The following is an 18,157-nucleotide window of genomic DNA, read 5'->3' as shown; positions in this document are numbered from 1 at the left end:
GGGTCACTTGACGGCTCCCGCCGTCAGGCCGGCGACGAGGTAGCGCTGGAGGAGCAGGAACCCGGCGACCACGGGGACGCTCACCACGAGGGAGGCGGCCATGATCTGGTTCCAGTACACGTCGTTGAGGGTGGAGTACCCCTGGAGGCCGACCGCCAGGGTGCGGGTGGTGTCGTTGGTCATCACGGAGGCGAAGAGGACCTCGCCCCAGGCGGTCATGAAGGCGTAGACGGCGACGGCGACGATGCCGGGGACGGCGGCCGGGACGACGACGCGGAACAGCGCGCCGAGCGGTCCGCAGCCGTCCACGAGCGCCGCCTCGTCCAGGTCGCGCGGGACGGAGTCGAAGTAGCCGATCAGCATCCAGATGGAGAACGGCAGCGAGAAGGTGAGGTACGTGAGGATAAGACCGCCGCGGGAGCCGAACAGGGCGATGCCGGTGGCGTTGCCGATGTTGACGTAGATGAGGAACAGCGGGAGCAGGAACAGGATGCCGGGGAACATCTGCGTCGACAGCACGGTCACCGTGAAGACGCGCTTGCCGCGGAACGAGTAGCGGCTGACGGCGTACGCGGCGAAGACGGCGATGACCACCGAGCAGACGGTGGCGGCGCCCGCGACGATCAGCGAGTTCACGAAGTAGCGGCCGAGCGGGACGGTGGACCAGATGTCGATGTACGGGCGGATCGTCAGCTCGGTCGGCAGCCAGCGGAAGGTGCCGGTGACATCGGCGAGCGGCTTCAGCGAGCTGGACAGCATGACGTACACCGGGATCAGGACGAAGCCGGTGAGGAGCGTCAGGAAGATCCGCCGTGACCACAGGAACGAGCGGGGCGGGGCCATCGGGGACCGGGGCGTGCTCACTGGGCGGTCCTCCGTCCGCGTGAGGTGAGGGCGAGGTAGACGCCCGTGACGACGAGCAGGAACAGCAGGAGCAGCACGGACATCGCGGACCCGGTGCCGAAGTTCCAGGTGACGAAGGACGCCTGGTAGATGTGCACGGAGATGAGGTCGGCGGCCTCGGGCGCGCTCTTGCCGAAGAGGACGTAGGGGGTGTTGAAGTCGTTGAACGTCCACAGGAACAGGACGAGGACCAGCACCTGGTTGACGGGGCGGAGGGACGGCAGGGTGATGCGGCGGAGCTGCTGGACCATGCCGGCGCCGTCGAGGGCCGCGGCCTCGTACAGCTCGCGGGGGATGTTCTGCAGGCCGGCCATCACGATGAGGAAGGCGAACGGCCAGCCTTTCCACACCGACACGGTGAGCAGGGCGACGAAGCTGTTGTCGCCGATCAGCCAGAAGGAGGGCTTGTCGGTGAGGCCGAGCTGGTCGTGCAGGACGTGGTTCACCAGGCCGTTGTCGTGCTGGAACATGAACACCCAGGTGATGACGGCCGCGTAGACGGGCAGCGCGTACGGCACCAGGAACAGGGCGCGCAGCAGGCCGCGGCCGCGGAAGGTGTCCTGCATGAACACCGCGGCGGCGGTGCCGATGAGCCAGCACAGGCCGACGGACAGCACGGTGAAGGCGACCGTGACGAGGAACGAGTGGAGCAGGGCCTGGCCGACGGGGGCGTCGAAGTCGACGGAGACGGAGTAGTTGTCGAGGCCGGCCCAGGGGGCGGTGCTCCAGTCGCGGATGTAGAACTGGGTGAGTTCCTTGAAGCTCATCACGATGCCGATGACCATCGGCACCAGGTGGACGAGGAGTTCGAGGAGCAGGGCGGGCAGAAGCAGCAGGTAGGGCAGCCCGACGCGGCGGAGCCGCCCGGTGCGGCGGCGGGGGCCGCGCGCCGCACCGGGGGAGCTCTTCCGCACGGTGGCCTCCGCTGCGGGGGCGGTGGCGGTCATGGCGGTGTGGGGACTCACTTCGTGGGCATCTGCTGCTGCGCCTTGGTGAGCGCGGCCTTCACCGAGTCGGTGGTGACGGGGCGTCCGGCGGCGGCGTCGGCGAACAGGTCCTTGACGGCGGTACCGACGGCGGTCTCGAACTGGGACTCGTCGGGCACCTGCGGCAGCGCGACGGCGCTCTTGGCGAGGGTGTCCTTCAGCACGGCGTTGGCGGGGGTGTTGAAGGCCGGGTCGGCCTGGGCGGCCTTGACCGGCGGGATGGAGCTGTAGGCGGTGTTGAGGATCTTCTGCTCGGCGTCGCTGGTCATGAATTTCACGAACTCGGTGGCGCCGTCGAGGTTGTCGGTGTTCTTGAAGACGGCGAGGTTGATGCCGGCGACCATCGAGTTGACCTGCTTGCCGGGTCCGGGGCTCCCGGACTGCACGGGCACGGGGGCGATGCCGTACGCGTCCTCACTCATGCCCTGCGACTTCAGGTTGGCGGACGCGGACTGCCACAGCAGCATGCCGGTCCTGCCCTTGGCGAAGTCGCTGACCGACTGGTTCTGCGCGTACTCGGCGTTGCCGGGGGCGATGACCTTGTCCTTGGCCATGAGGTCGACGTACTGCTTGACCGCGGTGACGACGCCGTCGCCGGTGAAGTCGGGCTTGCCGTCGGCTGTGAAGAAGTCGGCGCCGTGCTGCTTGGCGAAGACGTAGGCGTGGTGGACGTTCTCGGAGGGGTTCGAGCCCTCCATGGCTGTCCCCCACTTGCCGTCCTTGGACAGCTTCTTGCCCGCGGCGACGAACTCGTCCCAGGTGGCGGGCGGGGCGTCGATGCCGGCGTCGGCGAACATCTGCTTGTTGTAGTAGAGCGCGTACGCCATGGAGTAGAGCGGGACGGCGGCCGGGGGCTGTCCCTCGGCGCCGGTGGAGCCGAGGGCGGAGTCGACGAAGCGGTCCTTGCCACCGATCTTCTCGAACTGCTCGTCGTCCCACGGCAGGAGGCCGCCGGTCGCCTGGAGGGAGGCGGACCAGGTGTTGCCGATGTTCAGCACGTCCGGGCCCTGGCCGGAGGTGGTGGCGGTGAGGATGCGGTTGAGCAGGTCGGACCAGGGCACGACCTCCAGCTTGACCTTGATGCCGGTCTGCTTCTCGAACTTGTCGAGTTCGGGCTGGAGGACCTTCTTGTCGGCCTCGATACTGGCGCCCTGGTTGGAGGCCCAGTAGGTCAGTTCCTTCGGCGAGTCGTTGGACCCGCCACCGGCGCTCGAACCGCCTCCGCAGGCCGAGGCGGCGAGTGCGAGAGACAGCATGACGGCGCCTGTGGCCGCGGCTCGGATGCTGCGCATGGCTCCTGGTCCCTTTCCGGGAATGTCGAATGCCCCGGGGACGGCCCGGGGACAGCGCCTCACGGCTTAATTTAGGACGTGAGTTAAACCCTTGGCCGGGGCCACGTCAAGGGTTCTGACGGACTCGCTCGACTCTTGTCGCATGTCTTGACTCATGCGTTCCGGAGATGAACCATTCAGCGGCGAGAGAGCGCTCCCAACTCCCCTGCTCCTTTCATCTCTTGAACCAGGAGAGCCGCCCCATGACGTCGACGTCCGACTCCCCTTCCACCCCCTCCCCCGCCGCTTCGGCCCCGCGTTCCGCCGTAGGCCGCAGAGCCGTCCTCGGCGCCGCGGCCGCCGTTCCCGTGCTGGCCGGGCTGGCCGGTACGGCGTCCGCCGCGCCGGCCTCGCGCAGAAGGCTCTCGCGCCTCAAGGGCGGTGGCGACCTCGGGCCCAACGTGATCGTCTTCGACCCGTCCACGCCGGGCATCCAGGCCACGCTGGACGAGGTGTTCGCCCGGCAGGAGGAGGACCAGTTCGGCCCGGGCCGGTACCAGTTCTTCTTCAAGCCTGGCGCCTACCAGGGGCTCAATGCCCAGCTCGGCTTCTACACCTCGGTCTCCGGCCTCGGCCTGTCCCCCGACGACACCACCATCCACGGTGACGTGACGGTCGACGCCGGCTGGTTCGACGGCAACGCCACGCAGAACTTCTGGCGTTCGGCGGAGAACCTGGCCCTCGTCCCGGCCAACGGCACCAACCGGTGGGCGGTGGCCCAGGCCGCGCCGTTCCGCCGGATGCACATACGCGGCGACCTCAACCTCGCCTCGTCCACGTACGGTTGGGCCAGCGGCGGCTACATCGCCGACAGCCGCATCGACGGCGCGGTCGGCCCCTACTCGCAGCAGCAGTGGTACACCCGGGAGAGCTCGGTCGGCGGCTGGACCAACGCCGTGTGGAACATGGTGTTCTCCGGCGTCGAGGGCGCCCCCGCGCAGAGCTTCCCGGACCCGCCGTACACCACGCTCGACACCACGCCGGTCTCCCGCGAGAAGCCGTTCCTGTACCTCGACGGCGAGCGGTACCGCGTCTTCCTGCCCGCGCTGCGGAGGAACGCGCGCGGCGTCACGTGGGGCAACGGCACTCCGCGCGGCACCTCGCTCCCGCTGGACCGCTTCTACGTCGCGAAGCCGGGAGACTCGGCGGCCACCATGAACCAGGCGCTGGAGCAGGGCCTCCACCTGCTGCTCACGCCCGGTGTCTACCACGTCGACGAGCCGGTCCGGGTGAACCGGCCGAACACGGTGGTCCTGGGTCTCGGTTACGCCACCCTCATTCCCGACAACGGCGTCACCGCCCTGAAGGTCGCCGACGTCGACGGCGTACGGCTGGCCGGCTTCCTGATCGACGCGGGGACGGTCAACTCTCCGGTCCTGCTGGAGGTCGGGCCGCGCGGCGCCTCCCGCAGCCACGCCGCCAACCCCATCACCGTCCAGGACGTCTTCATCCGGATCGGCGGTGCGGGCCCCGGCAGGGCGACCACCAGCATGGTGGTCAACGCCCGGCACACCATCGTCGACCACACCTGGGTCTGGCGCGCCGACCACGGCGAGGGTGTGGGCTGGGAGACCAACCGCTGCGACTACGGTGTCGTCGTCAACGGCCACGACGTCCTCGCCACCGGCCTGTTCGTCGAGCACTTCAACAAGTACGACGTGCAGTGGAACGGCGAACGCGGCCGCACGATCTTCTTCCAGAACGAGAAGGCCTACGACGCCCCGAACCAGGCGGCGATCCAGAACGGCTCGCTCAAGGGCTACGCCGCCTACAAGGTCGGCGACCACGTCACCACCCACGAGGGCTGGGGCATGGGCAGCTACTGCTACTACAACGTCGACCCGACCATCGTCCAGCACCACGGCTTCGCCGCGCCCGTCCGGCCCGGGGTGCGCTTCCACCACCTGATGGTCATCTCGCTGAGCGGGCACGGGCAGTACGAGTGCGTCATCAACGACACCGGGGCGCCGACGTCGGGGTCGGACACGGTGCCGTCTGTGGTGGTGTCGTACCCCTGAGTGCTGAGCTCTCGTTGACTCCCTGACCTCGTTCCCGGTGCGGCAGGCGGCTCCTGGCCCGCCGCACCGGGAACGCTGTCCGTTCTCCGCCCTTGCCACCGCACCTCGGGGCCTGCTCCCCTGAGGTCGGCACGCCGAGGTGCCGTGAGGGGGGACGAGGTGGCACTGCGCATCCACTTCACACGTGACGATCTGCTGCGGGTGTCTCTGGGCGACGGAGTTCATCCCCTGCACGAGACGGTGCTGAGCCTGAGAGTCCTGCAACGACGCAGGCCGGGAGCCATGTACGGATCCTGGCAACGCTGGGCGCGCAGGCGGGTGCCGCACTCCGTTCACCCTTTGCGCGCCCTGGTGCCGCCGCACGGCGGGTGCCCGGACTTCCTCACGCCGCCCACGCCGGACGCATACGACGTCGACGTCGGAGTGGACGCGCTGCTGCACACCCCGAAGCAGGTGCTGCGCAGCGAACTGCGGGAGTTCACCCAGTACACCGGCAAGTCGCTTCCGCCTTGGGCCGGTTCACTCGCCGAGGGCTGCCCGCAGACCCTCGAGGCGGTCGGCGGAGCCCTGCGCGACTGGCACCGTACGGCCATCGCCCCCATGCAGCCCCACCTGCGCGACCGCACCGAGGCGGCCCGGTCCTCCGCCGCGCGCATCCTGCTGGGCGAGGGACTCGACGCGCTGCTGTCCCGTCTGCACCCGACGCTCCGCTGGACACCGCCCGTCCTGGAGCTCGCCCGTCCCGACGTCGACGGCGACCTGCGCCTGCGAGGGCGGGGCTTACGGCTGATCCCGTCCCTGTTCTGCGGCCGCGCCCCCGTCGTCCAACCGACCGCCGATGTGCCGCTCCTCATGTTCCCCGTCTGTGACGACATCATCTGGACTCCCGAACGCGAGCCCGACGCCCGTGACGGTGCGCCGGGCCGGACGGTGGCCGCCCTGCTGGGGCCCACCCGCGCCATGGTGCTGCTCGGAATCGCCGAGGAACACGGCCCGACCACCACCGAGCTCGCGCGCCGTACCGGCGTCTCGCAGCCCACCGTCTCCCACCACACCACGGTGCTCCGCGACTCCGGGCTCATCTCCACCCATCGCTCCGGCACCCGCGCGTACCACCTCCTCACACCGCTGGGCGCGCGGCTCGTAAGCCAGGACCGGGGACAGACGTCCGGCCGGCGCGCCGTCGACCCGTGAACGCCTCGGTACGGCGCGGTGACCGGACATGACCCACGCGGATGGCCAGGGACGTTCGAGCACGTTCGAAGGCTGTGGCCGCGCATGCCGTGACCGCGAACCATGGGGAGCGAACACAGCGATCCACGCAGGACCACGAAGGGGGAACACCATGAAGCAGCGCCTGCTCAGCGGCCTTGCTGCCACGGTCGCCGCGGTCTCACTGGGCGCCGGTCTGGCGATCGCCGGACCGGCGGGCTCCGCACAGGCCGCGGCCTCCGACTGCGAGGGCGGCCGCAACGGGTTCGTCGACATCTCCGACGACGCGTCCGGAACGGTGGCCCGCTCCATCGACATGGGAGCGGGCCGCAGCGTCACTCTCCACTACGGCACCATCCGGGGCGTGCAGCGGGGATGGGCCAAGATCAGCGGTACGACCGTCAACAACGATCTGGTGTGGATGGACTGGACGACGGACGGCGGGTCGACGTGGCTCCAGTGCGGGCCGTTCGCCGTGAACCGGGGCCCGGGGACGTCCAAGACCAGCGCCGCGAAGAGCACGAGCAGCAACAGCAACTACCGTTTCCGGGCGTGCGGTTACCTTAAGAACGCCGGGCAGACGAAGTGCACCCCCTGGTGGTGAGGGCAGCGGACTGATCGTCCGCCGTACCCCGCGCCCAGGTGGCACCTCCCGCGTCCGCATGCGAGAGGGGCCACCGTTCGATTTGCCGACGTCGGCCGACGCTCGCGCTACCGGGCGGGCACCGTCGCCGGCGCCGGCGCCGGTGCATAGCCGGTCGGCCGGGTGGTGAAGGTGCCGCGGCCCTGGGTGCGGCTGCGCAGCCGGGTCGCGTAGCCGAAGAGTTCGGCCAGCGGCACGGTCGCGGTGACGACCGCCGCGCCCGCCCGGGTGTCCGAGCCGCTCACCCGGCCGCGCCGCGCCGCCAGGTCACCGAGTACGGACCCCACCGCGTCCCGCGGCACGGTGACCGTGACCTCGGCGACCGGCTCCAGCAGCACCATCACGCACGTCCGCAATGCGTCCCGCAGACCGAACCGGCCCGCGGCGCGGAACGCGGTGTCGGAGGAGTCCTTGACGTGCGTCGAACCGTCGGTGAGCGTCACCCGCAGGCCCGTCACCGGGTGCCCGCCGAGGGGGCCCTCGGTGAGCGCGTCCCGGCAGCCGGCCTCGACCGCACGGACGTACTCCTGCGGCACGCGGCCGCCGACGACCGTCGAACGGAACTCGAAGCCCCGCTCGGGGTCGTCCAGCGGCTCCACGTCGAGCACGACGTGCGCGAACTGCCCGGCCCCGCCGTCCTGTTTCACGTGGCGGTGGACGAAGCCGGACACCCCGCGTCCGACGGTCTCCCGGTGACTCACCCTCGGGCGGCCGACGTTGACGCCCAGCCCATGGTCGCGTCGGACGCGTTCCACCGCGACCTCCAGGTGCAGTTCGCCCATGCCGGACAGCACCGTCTGGCCTGTCTCGGTGTCGGTGCGCACGACCAGCGAGGGGTCCTCCTCGGCGAGCCGGGCCAGCGCCGACGCCAGACGTCCGGCGTCCGTGCCGCGCAGCGCCTCGACGGCGACCGAGACGACGGGCTCGGCGGTGCCGGGCGGCTCCAGCATCAGCGGGGCGTCCGGCGCGCACAGCGTGGCGCCGGCGCGGGCGCCCTTCAGTCCGACCACGGCGACGATGTCGCCGGCGATCGCACGGTCCAGGCGGGCGTGCCGGTCGGCGGTGACGCGCAGGATGCGTCCGACGCGCTCGGCGCGGCCGGCGGTGGCGTCCCACACGGTGTCCCCCTGTTCGATCGTTCCGGAATACACGCGCAGGTAGGTGAGGCGACCGGTGGCGGTGGCGTTCACCTTGAACGCGAGGGCGGCGAGCGGCGCAGCCGGGTCGGCGGTCCGCTCCTGCTCGGCGCCGTCGTGCGTGCCGCGCACCGGCGGCACGTCCAGCGGCGACGGCAGGTAGGCGAGGACGGCGTCCAGCAGCGGCTCGATCCCGCGGTTGCGGTAGGCGGAGCCGCACAGCACGACCACGGCCTCACCGCGTGCGGTCAGGTCCCGCAGGGCCGCCGTGATCGTCCCGGTCCGGAGCGCGCCGGTGTCGCAGAACTCCTCCAGCGCGGCCGGGTGCAGTTCCGCCACCGCTTCCTCCAGCAGCCGGCGCCGCCGCAGCGCCTCCTCGCGCAGCGCGTCCGGCACGGGTACCGGATCGCGGGCCTCGCCGTCGTCGCTCCACGTGAGGGCACGCATGCCGAGCAGGTCGACGACGCCGGTGAAGGCGTCCTCGGCCCCGACCGGGAGCTGTACGGCGAGCGGCGCAGGGTGCAGCCGCTCCCGCACGGAGGCGACGGCGGCGTCGAGGTCGGCGCCGGCCCGGTCCATCTTGTTGACGAACGCGATGCGCGGAACACCGTGCCGGTCGGCCTGCCGCCACACCGACTCGCTCTGCGGCTCCACCCCGGCGACCGCGTCGAACACGGCGACCGCCCCGTCGAGGACGCGCAGGGAACGCTCGACCTCGTCGGCGAAGTCGACGTGGCCCGGGGTGTCGATCAGGTTGATCCGGTGACCGTCCCAGGAACAGGTCACGGCGGCGGAGAAGATGGTGATGCCCCGGTCGCGCTCCTGCGGGTCGAAGTCGGTGACGGTGGTGCCGTCGTGCACCTCGCCACGCTTGTGGGTGGTGCCGGTGGCGTACAGGATCCGCTCGGTGACGGTGGTCTTGCCTGCGTCGACGTGAGCGAGGATGCCGAGGTTGCGGACGACGGCGAGGGTGTCGGTGGTGCGCATGGCCCGTGGCCTTTCGGATGGAACCGGAGAAGGGCAGCGCGATTTCCTCGGCGCACGGCGCGGAGAACCCCGGTCGGGGGCGGTCGGACGTGCGTCAGGGCAGTCGGTGCCGGCCGCGCAGCGGGCACCGGGCGGCCGGAGACACCAGGATCACCACGGACCGGCGGGACCGGGAACGGGGAGCGGCGGCGACAGCGGTGTGGACACGCACGGCCGGACTCCCTCCCAGGTCGGATCTGATCGCGCGCACCGCCGACAGGGGGCGGTGGGCGCCTGCCCGGCGAGTGTAGGGAGACGAGCGACCGCGGGGCCACGCAATTTTCGCCGCAGGTCACACGGAGATTGTCTCACATGGTGGAACGCCGTTCCTGAGACGTGAGACCTTCTGAGAATGTGGAGTGATCGTCCCCGTGGAAAGACCGTGAAATGCCCGCACCAACCACCAGTCCGGCCCCGACTTCCGTCAACTCGCGGTCGCGCGTCCTCGTCGCCAGCCTCATCGGCACGACGATCGAGTTCTACGACTTCTACATCTACGCGACCGCCGCCGTACTGGTCTTCCCCACGCTCTTCTTCCCCAGCAGCGACCCCACCACGGCGCTGCTCTCGTCCTTCGCGGTGTTCGGCGCCGCGATGGTCGCCCGGCCGATCGGCGCGGTGGTCTTCGGTCACCTCGGCGACCGCCTCGGCCGCAAGGGAACGCTCGTGGCCTCCCTGCTCACCATGGGCATCGCCACCTTCCTCATCGGCGTACTGCCCACTTACGCGCAGGCCGGCTGGGTGGCGACCGCGCTGCTGGTGCTGATGCGGCTGGCGCAGGGCTTCGCGCTCGGCGGCGAGTGGAGCGGCGCGGCCCTGGTCGCCACCGAGAACGCGCCGAAGGGCAAGCGCGCCCTGTACGGCACGTTCCCGCAGCTGGGCGCCCCGCTGGGCTTCATCATCGGCAACGGCCTGTTCCTGGTCATCGGCGCGCTGCTGCCGTCCGCGGCCGGCGCCGACCCGTCCCAGCCGTCGGACGCCTTCCTCGACTGGGGCTGGCGCATTCCGTTCCTGTTCTCGGCGGTGATGGTCGCGATCGGCCTGTGGGTGCGGATGCGCCTGGTCGAGGCGCCGGTGTTCGAGAAGACGCGGGAGGCGGGCCTGGTGCGGAAGCTGCCGTTGGCCACGGTCTTCCGGAACCACTGGAAGCAGCTGATCCTCGGCACGTTCTTCATGCTGGCGACCTACGTGCTCTTCTACCTGATGACCACGTTCTCGCTGAGCTACGGCCGTACGGCGGAGGACGCGGCCGTGCCTGGCCTGGGCTACGAGTACACGACGTTCGTGCTGATGATGATCTTCGGTGTGCTGTTCTTCGCGGTGTTCACCCTGGTCTCCGGTCCGCTCGCGGACCGCTACGGCCGGCGCGCCACGCTGATCGCGGTCACGGCCGGGATCCTGGTCTTCGGCCTGGTCTGGGTGCCGCTGATCGGCCTCGGCACCGTGGGTGTGGTGCTGTGGCTGGTGTTCGGCTTCACGCTGATGGGCATGACGTTCGGCCCGATGGGCGCGCTGCTGCCGGAACTGTTCCCGACGAGCGTGCGGTACACGGGCTCCGGCATCTCCTACAACGTCAGCTCGATCCTCGGCGCGGCCGTGGCCCCGTTCATCGCGGTGGCCCTGTGGGAGGCCGCCGACGGCTCCCCGTGGCTGGTCGGCGTCTACCTGTCCTCGATGGCGCTGCTGACGCTGGTGGCGCTGCTGATCGGCAAGGAGACGAAGGACGTCGGCCTCGACGAGGGCGAGGGCGGCGACGCCTCCGGCCGGGACGAGGCCCTCGCCACGGTCTCCTGAGCCATCCGGCACCCGCACCGCGGCCCCCTGCCCCCCGTCAGGGAGCGGAAGGGGGCCGCGGTGCGTCCTCGCGGGGGCACCGGTTCGCGCACAGCCGCCGGCGGCGAGAACGGTGACGCTCCGGTCGCGCCCCGCGGGCGGCAACGGGCGTCGTGGACGGCACCACGCCGGTGCGCACGCCGGTCGTGTACGGGGATTCCCCTCGGTGCCGGCGGCACCGTTCGGCGTCGACGCGGATCGGGGAGGCCGCGGACGGTGGCGAGGGGGCCACGGATCCTCCTGGCCGTCCGGCGGGCCATGGCGGGCAGCACCGTACGACCCGTCGCACACGGCGGGGAAACGCCTTACCCATCCGCCGGCCGCCCTCAACACCGGCCGAATCACGCCTGTCACGCGAAGGAGAGAAAGTCGGACGTTCAATTACCGGCGCGCAGGAAATGACAAGAATGGCGAATGCCGCCTGCAATAAGCACGCGTTACACCCGCATCAACTCCCGACCTTGTCCGAAAATAGTAGGCACCGTCGTGTAGTATCGATCGACAGTGGGCCCATTTTCCGACAGCGGAGGACAGGCCGACAACGGGGGCATCTCGATGCACCCGCGCACTCTCTTCACGATCGTGAATACGACGGAGGGTCGCCGATGCCATCGATTCGGATCTTACTCATGGACACCGAACGGCTGGTCGCCGAAGGTTTCCGAAATTTACTACAAAGCTTCAAGGAGTTCTCGGTGGTGGCCGTCGCGCACGACGAGGCCACCGCACTGCGCCACCTGGGGCGGCATCACCCGCACCTTGTCGTGATGGGCCCGGGAGCGGGCGGAAACGGAGGCATGGACACCGCACGAGCGATCCGCCAGACCTCACGGCACGTCCGCATCATCGTCCTGGCGTCCAGCCGGCAGCCGATCCACATGCGCGAGGCCTTCGTGGCCGGCGCCAACGCCTACCTCTCGCGCGACATCGACGCCCAGGAATTGCGCGACACACTGCTCACCGTGCACCGCGAAGGCGTCGCCCTGTCCGCCGCGGCCGCCGGACAGGTCCTCGAACTCGTATCCGGCGGCCTGAGCCGCGACGCCTCACCTCTCGACCTGCTGACCCGGCGCGAACGAGAGATCCTCTTCCTGGTCGCGGACGACCAGGAGACCCACCACATCGCCGCCCGACTGGGCATCACCCCCAAGACCGTACGCAACTACCTCAGCCGCATCTACGCCAAACTGGGCACCCGCAACCGCCTCCAGACCGCCTTGTACGCCCTGCGCTGCCCGGAGCTCCACCCGCAGTCGGCAGCCAAAACCTGACCCCCCTTCGTCCACGTTCACCCACGAGCTAATACGATACGCTACCCGTAGCGTATCGTATTGACTCCGGACTGGGAGGGCGGCGTCGTGCTCAAGCGATGGTGGACCTTGTGCGTGGTGTCGGTGGGCAGCTTCATGCTGCTGCTCGACGTCACGATCGTGAACATCGCACTACCCGACATCGAGGAGGCGCTCGACGCGTCCCTCACCGATCTGCAGTGGGTGGTGGCCGCCTATGCCGTCGCGCTGTCGGCCGCCCTGCTCACGGCGGGATCGCTCGCCGACCGGTTCGGCAGACGCGCCGTCTTCTCGTGGGGGATGGCCGTCTTCACCCTCGCGTCCCTGCTGTGCGGGGTCGCCCAGAGTCCGCTGATGCTCAACCTGGCGCGCGTCCTGCAAGGGGTCGGCGGCGCCGCCCTGCTGGCCACGTCCCTGGCGCTGCTGGCCGCCGCCCACCCGGACAACAAGGAACGTCACGTGGCGCTCGCCGTCTGGGGCGCGGTCAGCGGCGCCGCCCTGGCCGTGGGACCGCTCGCCGGCGGGATCCTCGTGGAGGGTGTCGGCTGGCGGTGGATCTTCCTGGTCAATCTTCCGGTCGGGATCCTGGCCCTCGTCGCCACCGTCATGCGCGTCGAGGAGTCCCGCGCGGAGCGGCCGGGCGCCATCGACTGGCCCGGGTTCCTCACCCTCGGCACCGCCCTGGGCACGCTCTCCTTCGGCCTGCTACGGGCCAACGAGGAGGGATGGGGCAGCACCCCGGTAGTAAGCGCGTTCATCGTCTCAGGCGTCTCCCTCGCCGCCTTCGTCGTCGTGGAACGGATCCGGCGCGACCCCATGCTGCCGGGTGAACTGTTCGAGAAGATCACCACCACGGGCGCCGCGCTGGGCGTCCTGGCCATGAGCACGACGGCGTTCGCCCTGCTTCTGTACCTCACCCTGTACCTGCAGACGGTGCTGGGCCACGAACCACTGGCCGCGGGACTGCGGCTGCTGCCGCTGACCCTCTCCATCTTCGTGGCGTCCGCGGCGGCGGCCCGCCTGGGAACCTCGCTGCCGGCCCGTTGGCTGGTCTCCGCGGGCCTGGCCTGCATCGGTACGGGACTGCTGCTCATGGGCGACATCTCCGCCTCGGACGACTGGACCGGCCTGCTCGCCGGCCAGTTGGTCACCGGTCTCGGTGTCGGCCTGGTCAACCCGAACGTGGTCGCCGCCGCGATGGGCGCCGTCGAGCCGGCCCGGGTCGGCGTGGCCTCCGGGCTGAGCAACACCTGCCGCTCTCTTGGCATCGCCGTGGGGGTGGCCACGCTCGGCTCCGTCTTCGCCGACCGGGTGCGGGACGGGGTGCACGACGCGCTGGCGGGCACCCCGTTGGAGGCGCGGGCCGGCGAGCTCGGCCACGCGGTGGCCTCCGGGCAGGTCGGTCCCGCACTCGCCCAGCTGCCCGGGGAGCAGCGCGAAGTGTTCGCCGGAGCGGCGCAGGGCGCGTTCGTCGACGGCCTCAACTCGATCCTGACCGTCGCCGCGGTGGTGGCCTTCGTGGGGGCGGTGCTCGTCCTCCCCCTGATCCGCAGCCGCGACCTCGTCACCGCCGGGCCCGACGGCGAGCCCCTTCCGATCGCCGCGGGGCACTGATCCCCGCGCTACGTCAACCACAGGAGCAGACAGTGCAGACCCTGACCAGCCGGTGCGTCGTCGTCGGCGGTGGCCCCGCGGGCATGATGGCGGGACTGCTCCTCGCCCGACAGGGCGTGGACGTGACCGTCCTCGAGAAACACGGTGACTTCCTGCGGGACTTCCGCGGGGACACGGTGCATCCCTCGACCCTGCGCATCATCGAGGAACTGGGGATGATCGACGAGTTTTTGCAGATCCCGCACAGCAAGGTCAGCACCATCACCGTGCAGACGCCCGCGGGCCCCACCGTCTTCGCCGACTTCGCGAAGATCCGCGGAGCGCACCCGTACATCGCGTTCATGCCGCAGTGGGACGTCCTCGACTTCCTCGCGCGCAAGGGGCAGGAACTGGACACGTTCCGGCTCTTCCAGAAGGCCGAGGCCACCGGGGTGATCCGGGAGGGCAACCGGGTCCGCGGGGTGCGGGCCGTGACGCCGGACGGGCCCCTGGAGGTCCGGGCGGACCTCGTGCTCGCCGCCGACGGCCGGCACTCCACCATGCGCCGGTCCGTCGGGCTGCCCGTCTCGGCGTCCGCCGCGCCCATGGACGTGCTCTGGTTCCGGCTGAGCAGGGAGCCGGGCGAAACCATGAGCTTCCTGCACACGGGCCCCGGCTTCGTGCTGGTCACCATCGACCGCGGTGAGTACTGGCAGATCGCCTACGTCATCCCGCAGGGTGCCTACGACACGGTCCGCTCGGAGGGTCTGGACCGACTGCGCGCCGACGTGACCTCCGTGCACGGGCCGTTCGCCGCGCGTCTGGGCCGGGAGATCACCGACTGGGACCAGGTGAAGCTGCTGAGCGTGCGCGTCGACAGGCTGCGCACCTGGCACCGGCCGGGGCTGCTGTGCATCGGCGACGCCGCCCACGCGATGTCACCGGCCGGCGGGGTGGGGATCAACCTGGCCGTGCAGGACGCCGTGGCCGCCGCGCGCATGCTCGGTCCGGTGCTGCGCGCCGGCCGCACCCCCGACCGGCGCGATCTGGCCGCGGTGCAGCGCCGTCGTTCCCTGCCGGTGCGGGCGGTGCAGACGGCCCAGGTGCACATGCTGGCCGACCTGTACCCCAAGGACCGCAGGACCACGGTGGAACGCCCCCTGGCCGCCCGCGTCGTCCGCCGCTTCCCCTTCCTGACCCGCTGGACGGCCCAGTTCATCGGCGTCGGCCTGCGCCCGGAGCACGTGGACTGACCGGTGCGGGGTGCCGTGCGGCGGAGGCGCCGCCGGGGCGCGAGCGGTCGCCCCGGCGACGCCGGCCCTCGGACCCGAGGGTGCCCCGAGTTCGCCCGCCGGCGTGACGCGCGGCGCGGGCACTTCGGGACGACGGCCCCACCGGGCGGGGCGGCCGGACGCGCCGCGCGGGGGCGGCCCGGACGCGGTGGGGCCACGGAACCGTGTCAGGCGCGGATCGACGGCCAGACCACGTCCAGGACCCGATCCGCCCAGTCGGACGGCGGGGTGCCCTGAGTGACGGAGCGGGCTATGTAGGAGCCCGCCAGCATGCTCACCACCGTCTCGTGGTCCACGCCGGCCCGCAGCTCCCCCTCCGCCTCCCCCGTACGCAGCGCTCCGAGCATGACGTCCAGGCGAGGACGCAGAATGGTCTCGCGGAAGGCTTGTGTGAATTCCGGGTCCTCGTCGCCGTGCAATACGGCGGCAAGGGCGCGCAGCCCCACCACGTCCTCGACACCGCGCCTGAATTGCTCAAGCAAATTCTTCAGTCGTTCCCGGGTCGGAATTCCCCTCGGCGGCTCGGGGATGTCCTCCACGAAGGCCAGGGAGGAACGCAGCAGCTCGTAACGGTTCTTGTAACGCCGGTAGATCGTGGTCTTCGCGACCCCGGAGCGCTGGGCCACGGCTTCCATGGTGACTCCCGTCGGCCCCTTTTCCCGCAACAACGCGAGTGCCGCCAGGACGATTTCCCGGGACACTTCCGCACTGCGCGGCCTTCCCGGCGCCGACCGAGTGTTTTCTCCATGAATCATTCCGCGGATTATATCTGCGTCAAGGAGCGGGACGGGCCCCCGCGCCGACCGCGGTCCGGCTCACCGGCGCCCCGGCCGTGTACAGCCGGCCGAGGGCGTCCAGCATCGTCCCGGTGCCGTCGGTGCTGCGGCCCAGCGAGGCCGGCCAGAGACGTCCGCCGCCCGGCAGACAGCGGGCGCCGAGCCCCACCAGCGCCCGTCCCGGCCCGAGCTCCAGGAAGGCGCGTATTCCCATCGCGTCCATCACACGTATCGCGTCCAGGAACCGGACCGGACCACGCATGTGCCGCCCCCAGTACACCGGTGTGAGCTGTCCGGCCTCCAGCAGTCGCCCGGTGACGGTGGAGACGAAGGGCACGCGCGGAACGCAGGTGCGCACCCCCTTCGCGACGGCGGCCAGTTCACCGAGTGCCGGTTCCTGGAGAGGCGAGTGCAGTCCCGCCGGCACCGGAAGCCTGCTGACCCGGATTCCCGAGGCGGCCAGCCGCTGCGTGATCCGGTCCAGGGTGGCGGCCCGCCCCGACAGCGACACCTCCGCCGGTGAGATGACCGCCGCGATCCCCACCGTCGGCTCGAAGTCCTCGAGCACGTCGAGTGCGGTGTGCTCGTCCAGGGCGACGACCGCCATCGCGCCGTCCGTGACCCGCTCCGCCAGGGTGATCTCCGTACCGAGCAGCCGCACCGCGTCCTCCACCCGGAGCGCGCCCGCGCAGGCGGCGGCCGCGTACTCGCCCGAGCTGAAGCCGAGCACCGTCGCGGGCTCGACGCCCCGGCTGCGCCACAGTTCGGCCAGGGCCGTGCTCACGCAGAAGGTACCGAGCGCGCCGTGCGCCGTGCGGTGCACGACGTGGGGCTCCGCATCGGGGTGGAGAAGGCGCTGCAACGGCGTCGAGACGAACGGCCGGGCCGCATCCGCGCAGCGGTCGAACGTCTCCCTGTACACCCGCTCGGTGCGGTACAGCCCCTGTCCCATGCCCGCGAACTGCGCGCCCTGGCCGCTGAAGAGGAACGCGACGCGCGCGGGCCCGTCCGCGACCCCGGTGTGCACCTCGCGGACCGTCTCCCCGGCCAGGTGTGCGTCGAGGCGGGCGGCGACCTCCTCGGCGGTGCGTCCGATGACGCTCAGCCGGTGCGCGGCGTGCGGGCCGTCGGCGGCGCGTGCGCACACCTCCGGCAGCGAAGGGCCGCCGGGCCGCGTCAGCAGGACCGCGGTGTCCCGTGCGAGGCCGGCCAGCTTCCCGGCACCGGTGGCGGACAGCAGGAGCAGACGGGTGCCGTGGTCCGCGGTCACGGCCGCCGCTCCGGCCCCGGGCCGTCGCCGGCGCGGCCCGTCTCGGCCACCGCCCGGCACCAGGCCGCGCCCGCGTCGGCCAGGGCCACGGGGAAGGCCGTGAAGGTGAAGGGCCCCTCCGGGATCTCCCGGAGCCTGGCGAGCCCTTCGATCTGCACGAACTCCCTCCGCCTGCCGTGCATGTGGGCCGGCCACAGGACATCACGGTCCCCCGAGGAGTAGTAGCGTTCGACCATGTCGCGGGCGGGCCCGTCGAAACTCCAGCAGTCCGTGCCGAGGACTTTCACGCCGAGGTCCAGCAGGTGGTCGACGGCCCCGGGGGTGATCGCCGTGGACCGTGTGTAGTACTCGGGCGTGCCCAGACGCAGATCGGAGTCGGTGCGGAAGAGCACCACGGTTCCGGGCCCGACGCGTGCGCCGGAGCCCGCCAGCGCCTCCTTGACGTCGGCCGCGGTCACCTTGTTCCCGCAGGCCCGGACGTCCAGCACGGCCCCGGGTCCGCGGAACCACTCAAGGGGCAGGTCCATGACCTTCTTGGCGGGGCGCCCCTCACACTCGGGTCCGTAGTGGAAGGGCGCGTCCACGTGCGTGCCCTGGTGCACGGACATGCGGTAGAACTCGTTGGACAGGAAGCAGCCGTCCGGCAGGTCGTGCGGGCGCAGTCGGCGGCGGCCGGTGAGCCACCGCCAGTGGTTGACCAGCCGGTCCCTGCGGCTGTCGCCGGGCAACGCCCGTATGCGGCGGGAGAGATGACGGATGCCGTCCCGGTGGAGCCACTGCTCGAACTCGACCCCGGGGGCCCGGCGGCTGACGGGAATGCTCAGGTCGACGTACACGGCTACTCCTCAC

General features: G+C 71.0%; 14 protein-coding genes. 7 read left to right on the top strand and 7 right to left on the bottom strand.

The window, feature by feature from the left end; translation table 11 throughout:
- Positions 1-3: 3 nt before the first annotated feature.
- Genes MTR79_RS11995 through MTR79_RS11985 form a run of 3 tightly spaced genes read right to left on the bottom strand, consistent with a single transcriptional unit; the run spans position 4 to position 3,181 of the window.
- Entirely contained in the window at positions 4-843 is an 840-nt protein-coding gene (locus MTR79_RS11995) for a carbohydrate ABC transporter permease (RefSeq protein WP_086705430.1), read from the bottom strand.
- A 17-nt stretch (positions 844-860) separates the two neighbouring features.
- Entirely contained in the window at positions 861-1,850 is a 990-nt protein-coding gene (locus tag MTR79_RS11990; RefSeq protein WP_086700995.1) for a sugar ABC transporter permease, read from the bottom strand.
- A gap of 14 nt (positions 1,851-1,864) precedes the next feature.
- Entirely contained in the window at positions 1,865-3,181 is a 1,317-nt protein-coding gene (locus MTR79_RS11985) for a sugar ABC transporter substrate-binding protein (protein ID WP_086700993.1), read from the bottom strand.
- 242 nt (positions 3,182-3,423) lie between these two features.
- Here MTR79_RS11985 and MTR79_RS11980 point away from each other — a divergent pair, with 242 nt between their 5' ends.
- From MTR79_RS11980 to MTR79_RS11970, 3 genes are all read left to right on the top strand, one after another.
- Positions 3,424-5,238: a coagulation factor 5/8 type domain-containing protein gene (locus MTR79_RS11980; protein ID WP_244790091.1), complete on the top strand. Its 1,815-nt coding sequence runs from the start codon at positions 3,424-3,426 to the stop codon at positions 5,236-5,238.
- 159 nt (positions 5,239-5,397) lie between these two features.
- Entirely contained in the window at positions 5,398-6,432 is a 1,035-nt protein-coding gene (locus MTR79_RS11975) for a winged helix-turn-helix domain-containing protein (protein WP_086700990.1), read from the top strand.
- 151 nt (positions 6,433-6,583) lie between these two features.
- Entirely contained in the window at positions 6,584-7,054 is a 471-nt protein-coding gene (locus MTR79_RS11970; protein WP_244790090.1) for a hypothetical protein, read from the top strand.
- A 107-nt stretch (positions 7,055-7,161) separates the two neighbouring features.
- Here the strand turns inward: MTR79_RS11970 and fusA are convergent, their stop codons facing one another.
- The gene (gene fusA, locus MTR79_RS11965; RefSeq protein ID WP_244790088.1) at positions 7,162-9,216 is read right to left on the bottom strand and encodes an elongation factor G; all 2,055 of its coding nucleotides are present in this window, start codon (positions 9,214-9,216) and stop codon (positions 7,162-7,164) included.
- 426 nt (positions 9,217-9,642) lie between these two features.
- On the opposite strand from fusA, the gene MTR79_RS11960 reads away from it, so the two are divergent.
- From MTR79_RS11960 to MTR79_RS11945, 4 genes are all read left to right on the top strand, one after another.
- On the top strand, positions 9,643-11,049 hold the full coding sequence (locus MTR79_RS11960) for an MFS transporter (protein ID WP_189363636.1): 1,407 nt from the start codon (positions 9,643-9,645) through the stop codon (positions 11,047-11,049).
- A 668-nt stretch (positions 11,050-11,717) separates the two neighbouring features.
- A complete protein-coding gene (locus MTR79_RS11955) occupies positions 11,718-12,359 on the top strand; it encodes a response regulator transcription factor (protein WP_233229625.1) in 642 nt (213 codons plus the stop codon).
- Between the two features lie 60 nt (positions 12,360-12,419).
- Complete coding sequence (locus tag MTR79_RS11950) at positions 12,420-13,991, top strand: MFS transporter (protein WP_233229624.1); 1,572 nt, start codon at positions 12,420-12,422, stop codon at positions 13,989-13,991.
- A 32-nt stretch (positions 13,992-14,023) separates the two neighbouring features.
- Positions 14,024-15,223, top strand: coding sequence for an FAD-dependent oxidoreductase (locus MTR79_RS11945; RefSeq protein ID WP_244790085.1), 1,200 nt, complete (start codon positions 14,024-14,026; stop codon positions 15,221-15,223).
- A 206-nt stretch (positions 15,224-15,429) separates the two neighbouring features.
- On the opposite strand, the gene MTR79_RS11940 is transcribed toward MTR79_RS11945, so the two are convergent.
- Genes MTR79_RS11940 through MTR79_RS11930 form a run of 3 tightly spaced genes read right to left on the bottom strand, consistent with a single transcriptional unit; the run spans position 15,430 to position 18,144 of the window.
- Positions 15,430-16,017 carry a TetR/AcrR family transcriptional regulator gene (locus tag MTR79_RS11940; protein ID WP_189363635.1) on the bottom strand — a complete coding sequence of 196 codons (588 nt, stop codon included), beginning with the start codon at positions 16,015-16,017 and terminating at the stop codon, positions 15,430-15,432.
- A gap of 19 nt (positions 16,018-16,036) precedes the next feature.
- Entirely contained in the window at positions 16,037-17,308 is a 1,272-nt protein-coding gene (locus tag MTR79_RS11935) for an acyltransferase domain-containing protein (RefSeq protein WP_244790083.1), read from the bottom strand.
- Positions 17,305-18,144: a cyclase family protein gene (locus MTR79_RS11930; RefSeq protein ID WP_086700978.1), complete on the bottom strand. Its 840-nt coding sequence runs from the start codon at positions 18,142-18,144 to the stop codon at positions 17,305-17,307. Before MTR79_RS11930 ends, MTR79_RS11935 begins: the two co-directional genes overlap by 4 nt.
- Positions 18,145-18,157 lie beyond the last annotated feature (13 nt).

Origin of the sequence: Streptomyces sp. BJ20 (genome assembly GCF_022869105.1) — a bacterium.
GTDB lineage: Bacteria > Actinomycetota > Actinomycetes > Streptomycetales > Streptomycetaceae > Streptomyces > Streptomyces griseoincarnatus.
This window is presented reverse-complemented; position numbering and strand designations above follow the sequence as displayed.

Coding starts and splice junctions, on each gene's coding strand:
- MTR79_RS11995 (WP_086705430.1), bottom strand. CDS start 843: ATGGCCCCGCCCCGCTCGTTCCTGTGGTCACGGCGGATCTTCCTGACG.
- MTR79_RS11990 (WP_086700995.1), bottom strand. CDS start 1,850: ATGACCGCCACCGCCCCCGCAGCGGAGGCCACCGTGCGGAAGAGCTCC.
- MTR79_RS11985 (WP_086700993.1), bottom strand. CDS start 3,181: ATGCGCAGCATCCGAGCCGCGGCCACAGGCGCCGTCATGCTGTCTCTC.
- MTR79_RS11980 (WP_244790091.1), top strand. CDS start 3,424: ATGACGTCGACGTCCGACTCCCCTTCCACCCCCTCCCCCGCCGCTTCG.
- MTR79_RS11970 (WP_244790090.1), top strand. CDS start 6,584: ATGAAGCAGCGCCTGCTCAGCGGCCTTGCTGCCACGGTCGCCGCGGTC.
- fusA (WP_244790088.1), bottom strand. CDS start 9,216: ATGCGCACCACCGACACCCTCGCCGTCGTCCGCAACCTCGGCATCCTC.
- MTR79_RS11960 (WP_189363636.1), top strand. CDS start 9,643: ATGCCCGCACCAACCACCAGTCCGGCCCCGACTTCCGTCAACTCGCGG.
- MTR79_RS11955 (WP_233229625.1), top strand. CDS start 11,718: ATGGACACCGAACGGCTGGTCGCCGAAGGTTTCCGAAATTTACTACAA.
- MTR79_RS11940 (WP_189363635.1), bottom strand. CDS start 16,017: ATGATTCATGGAGAAAACACTCGGTCGGCGCCGGGAAGGCCGCGCAGT.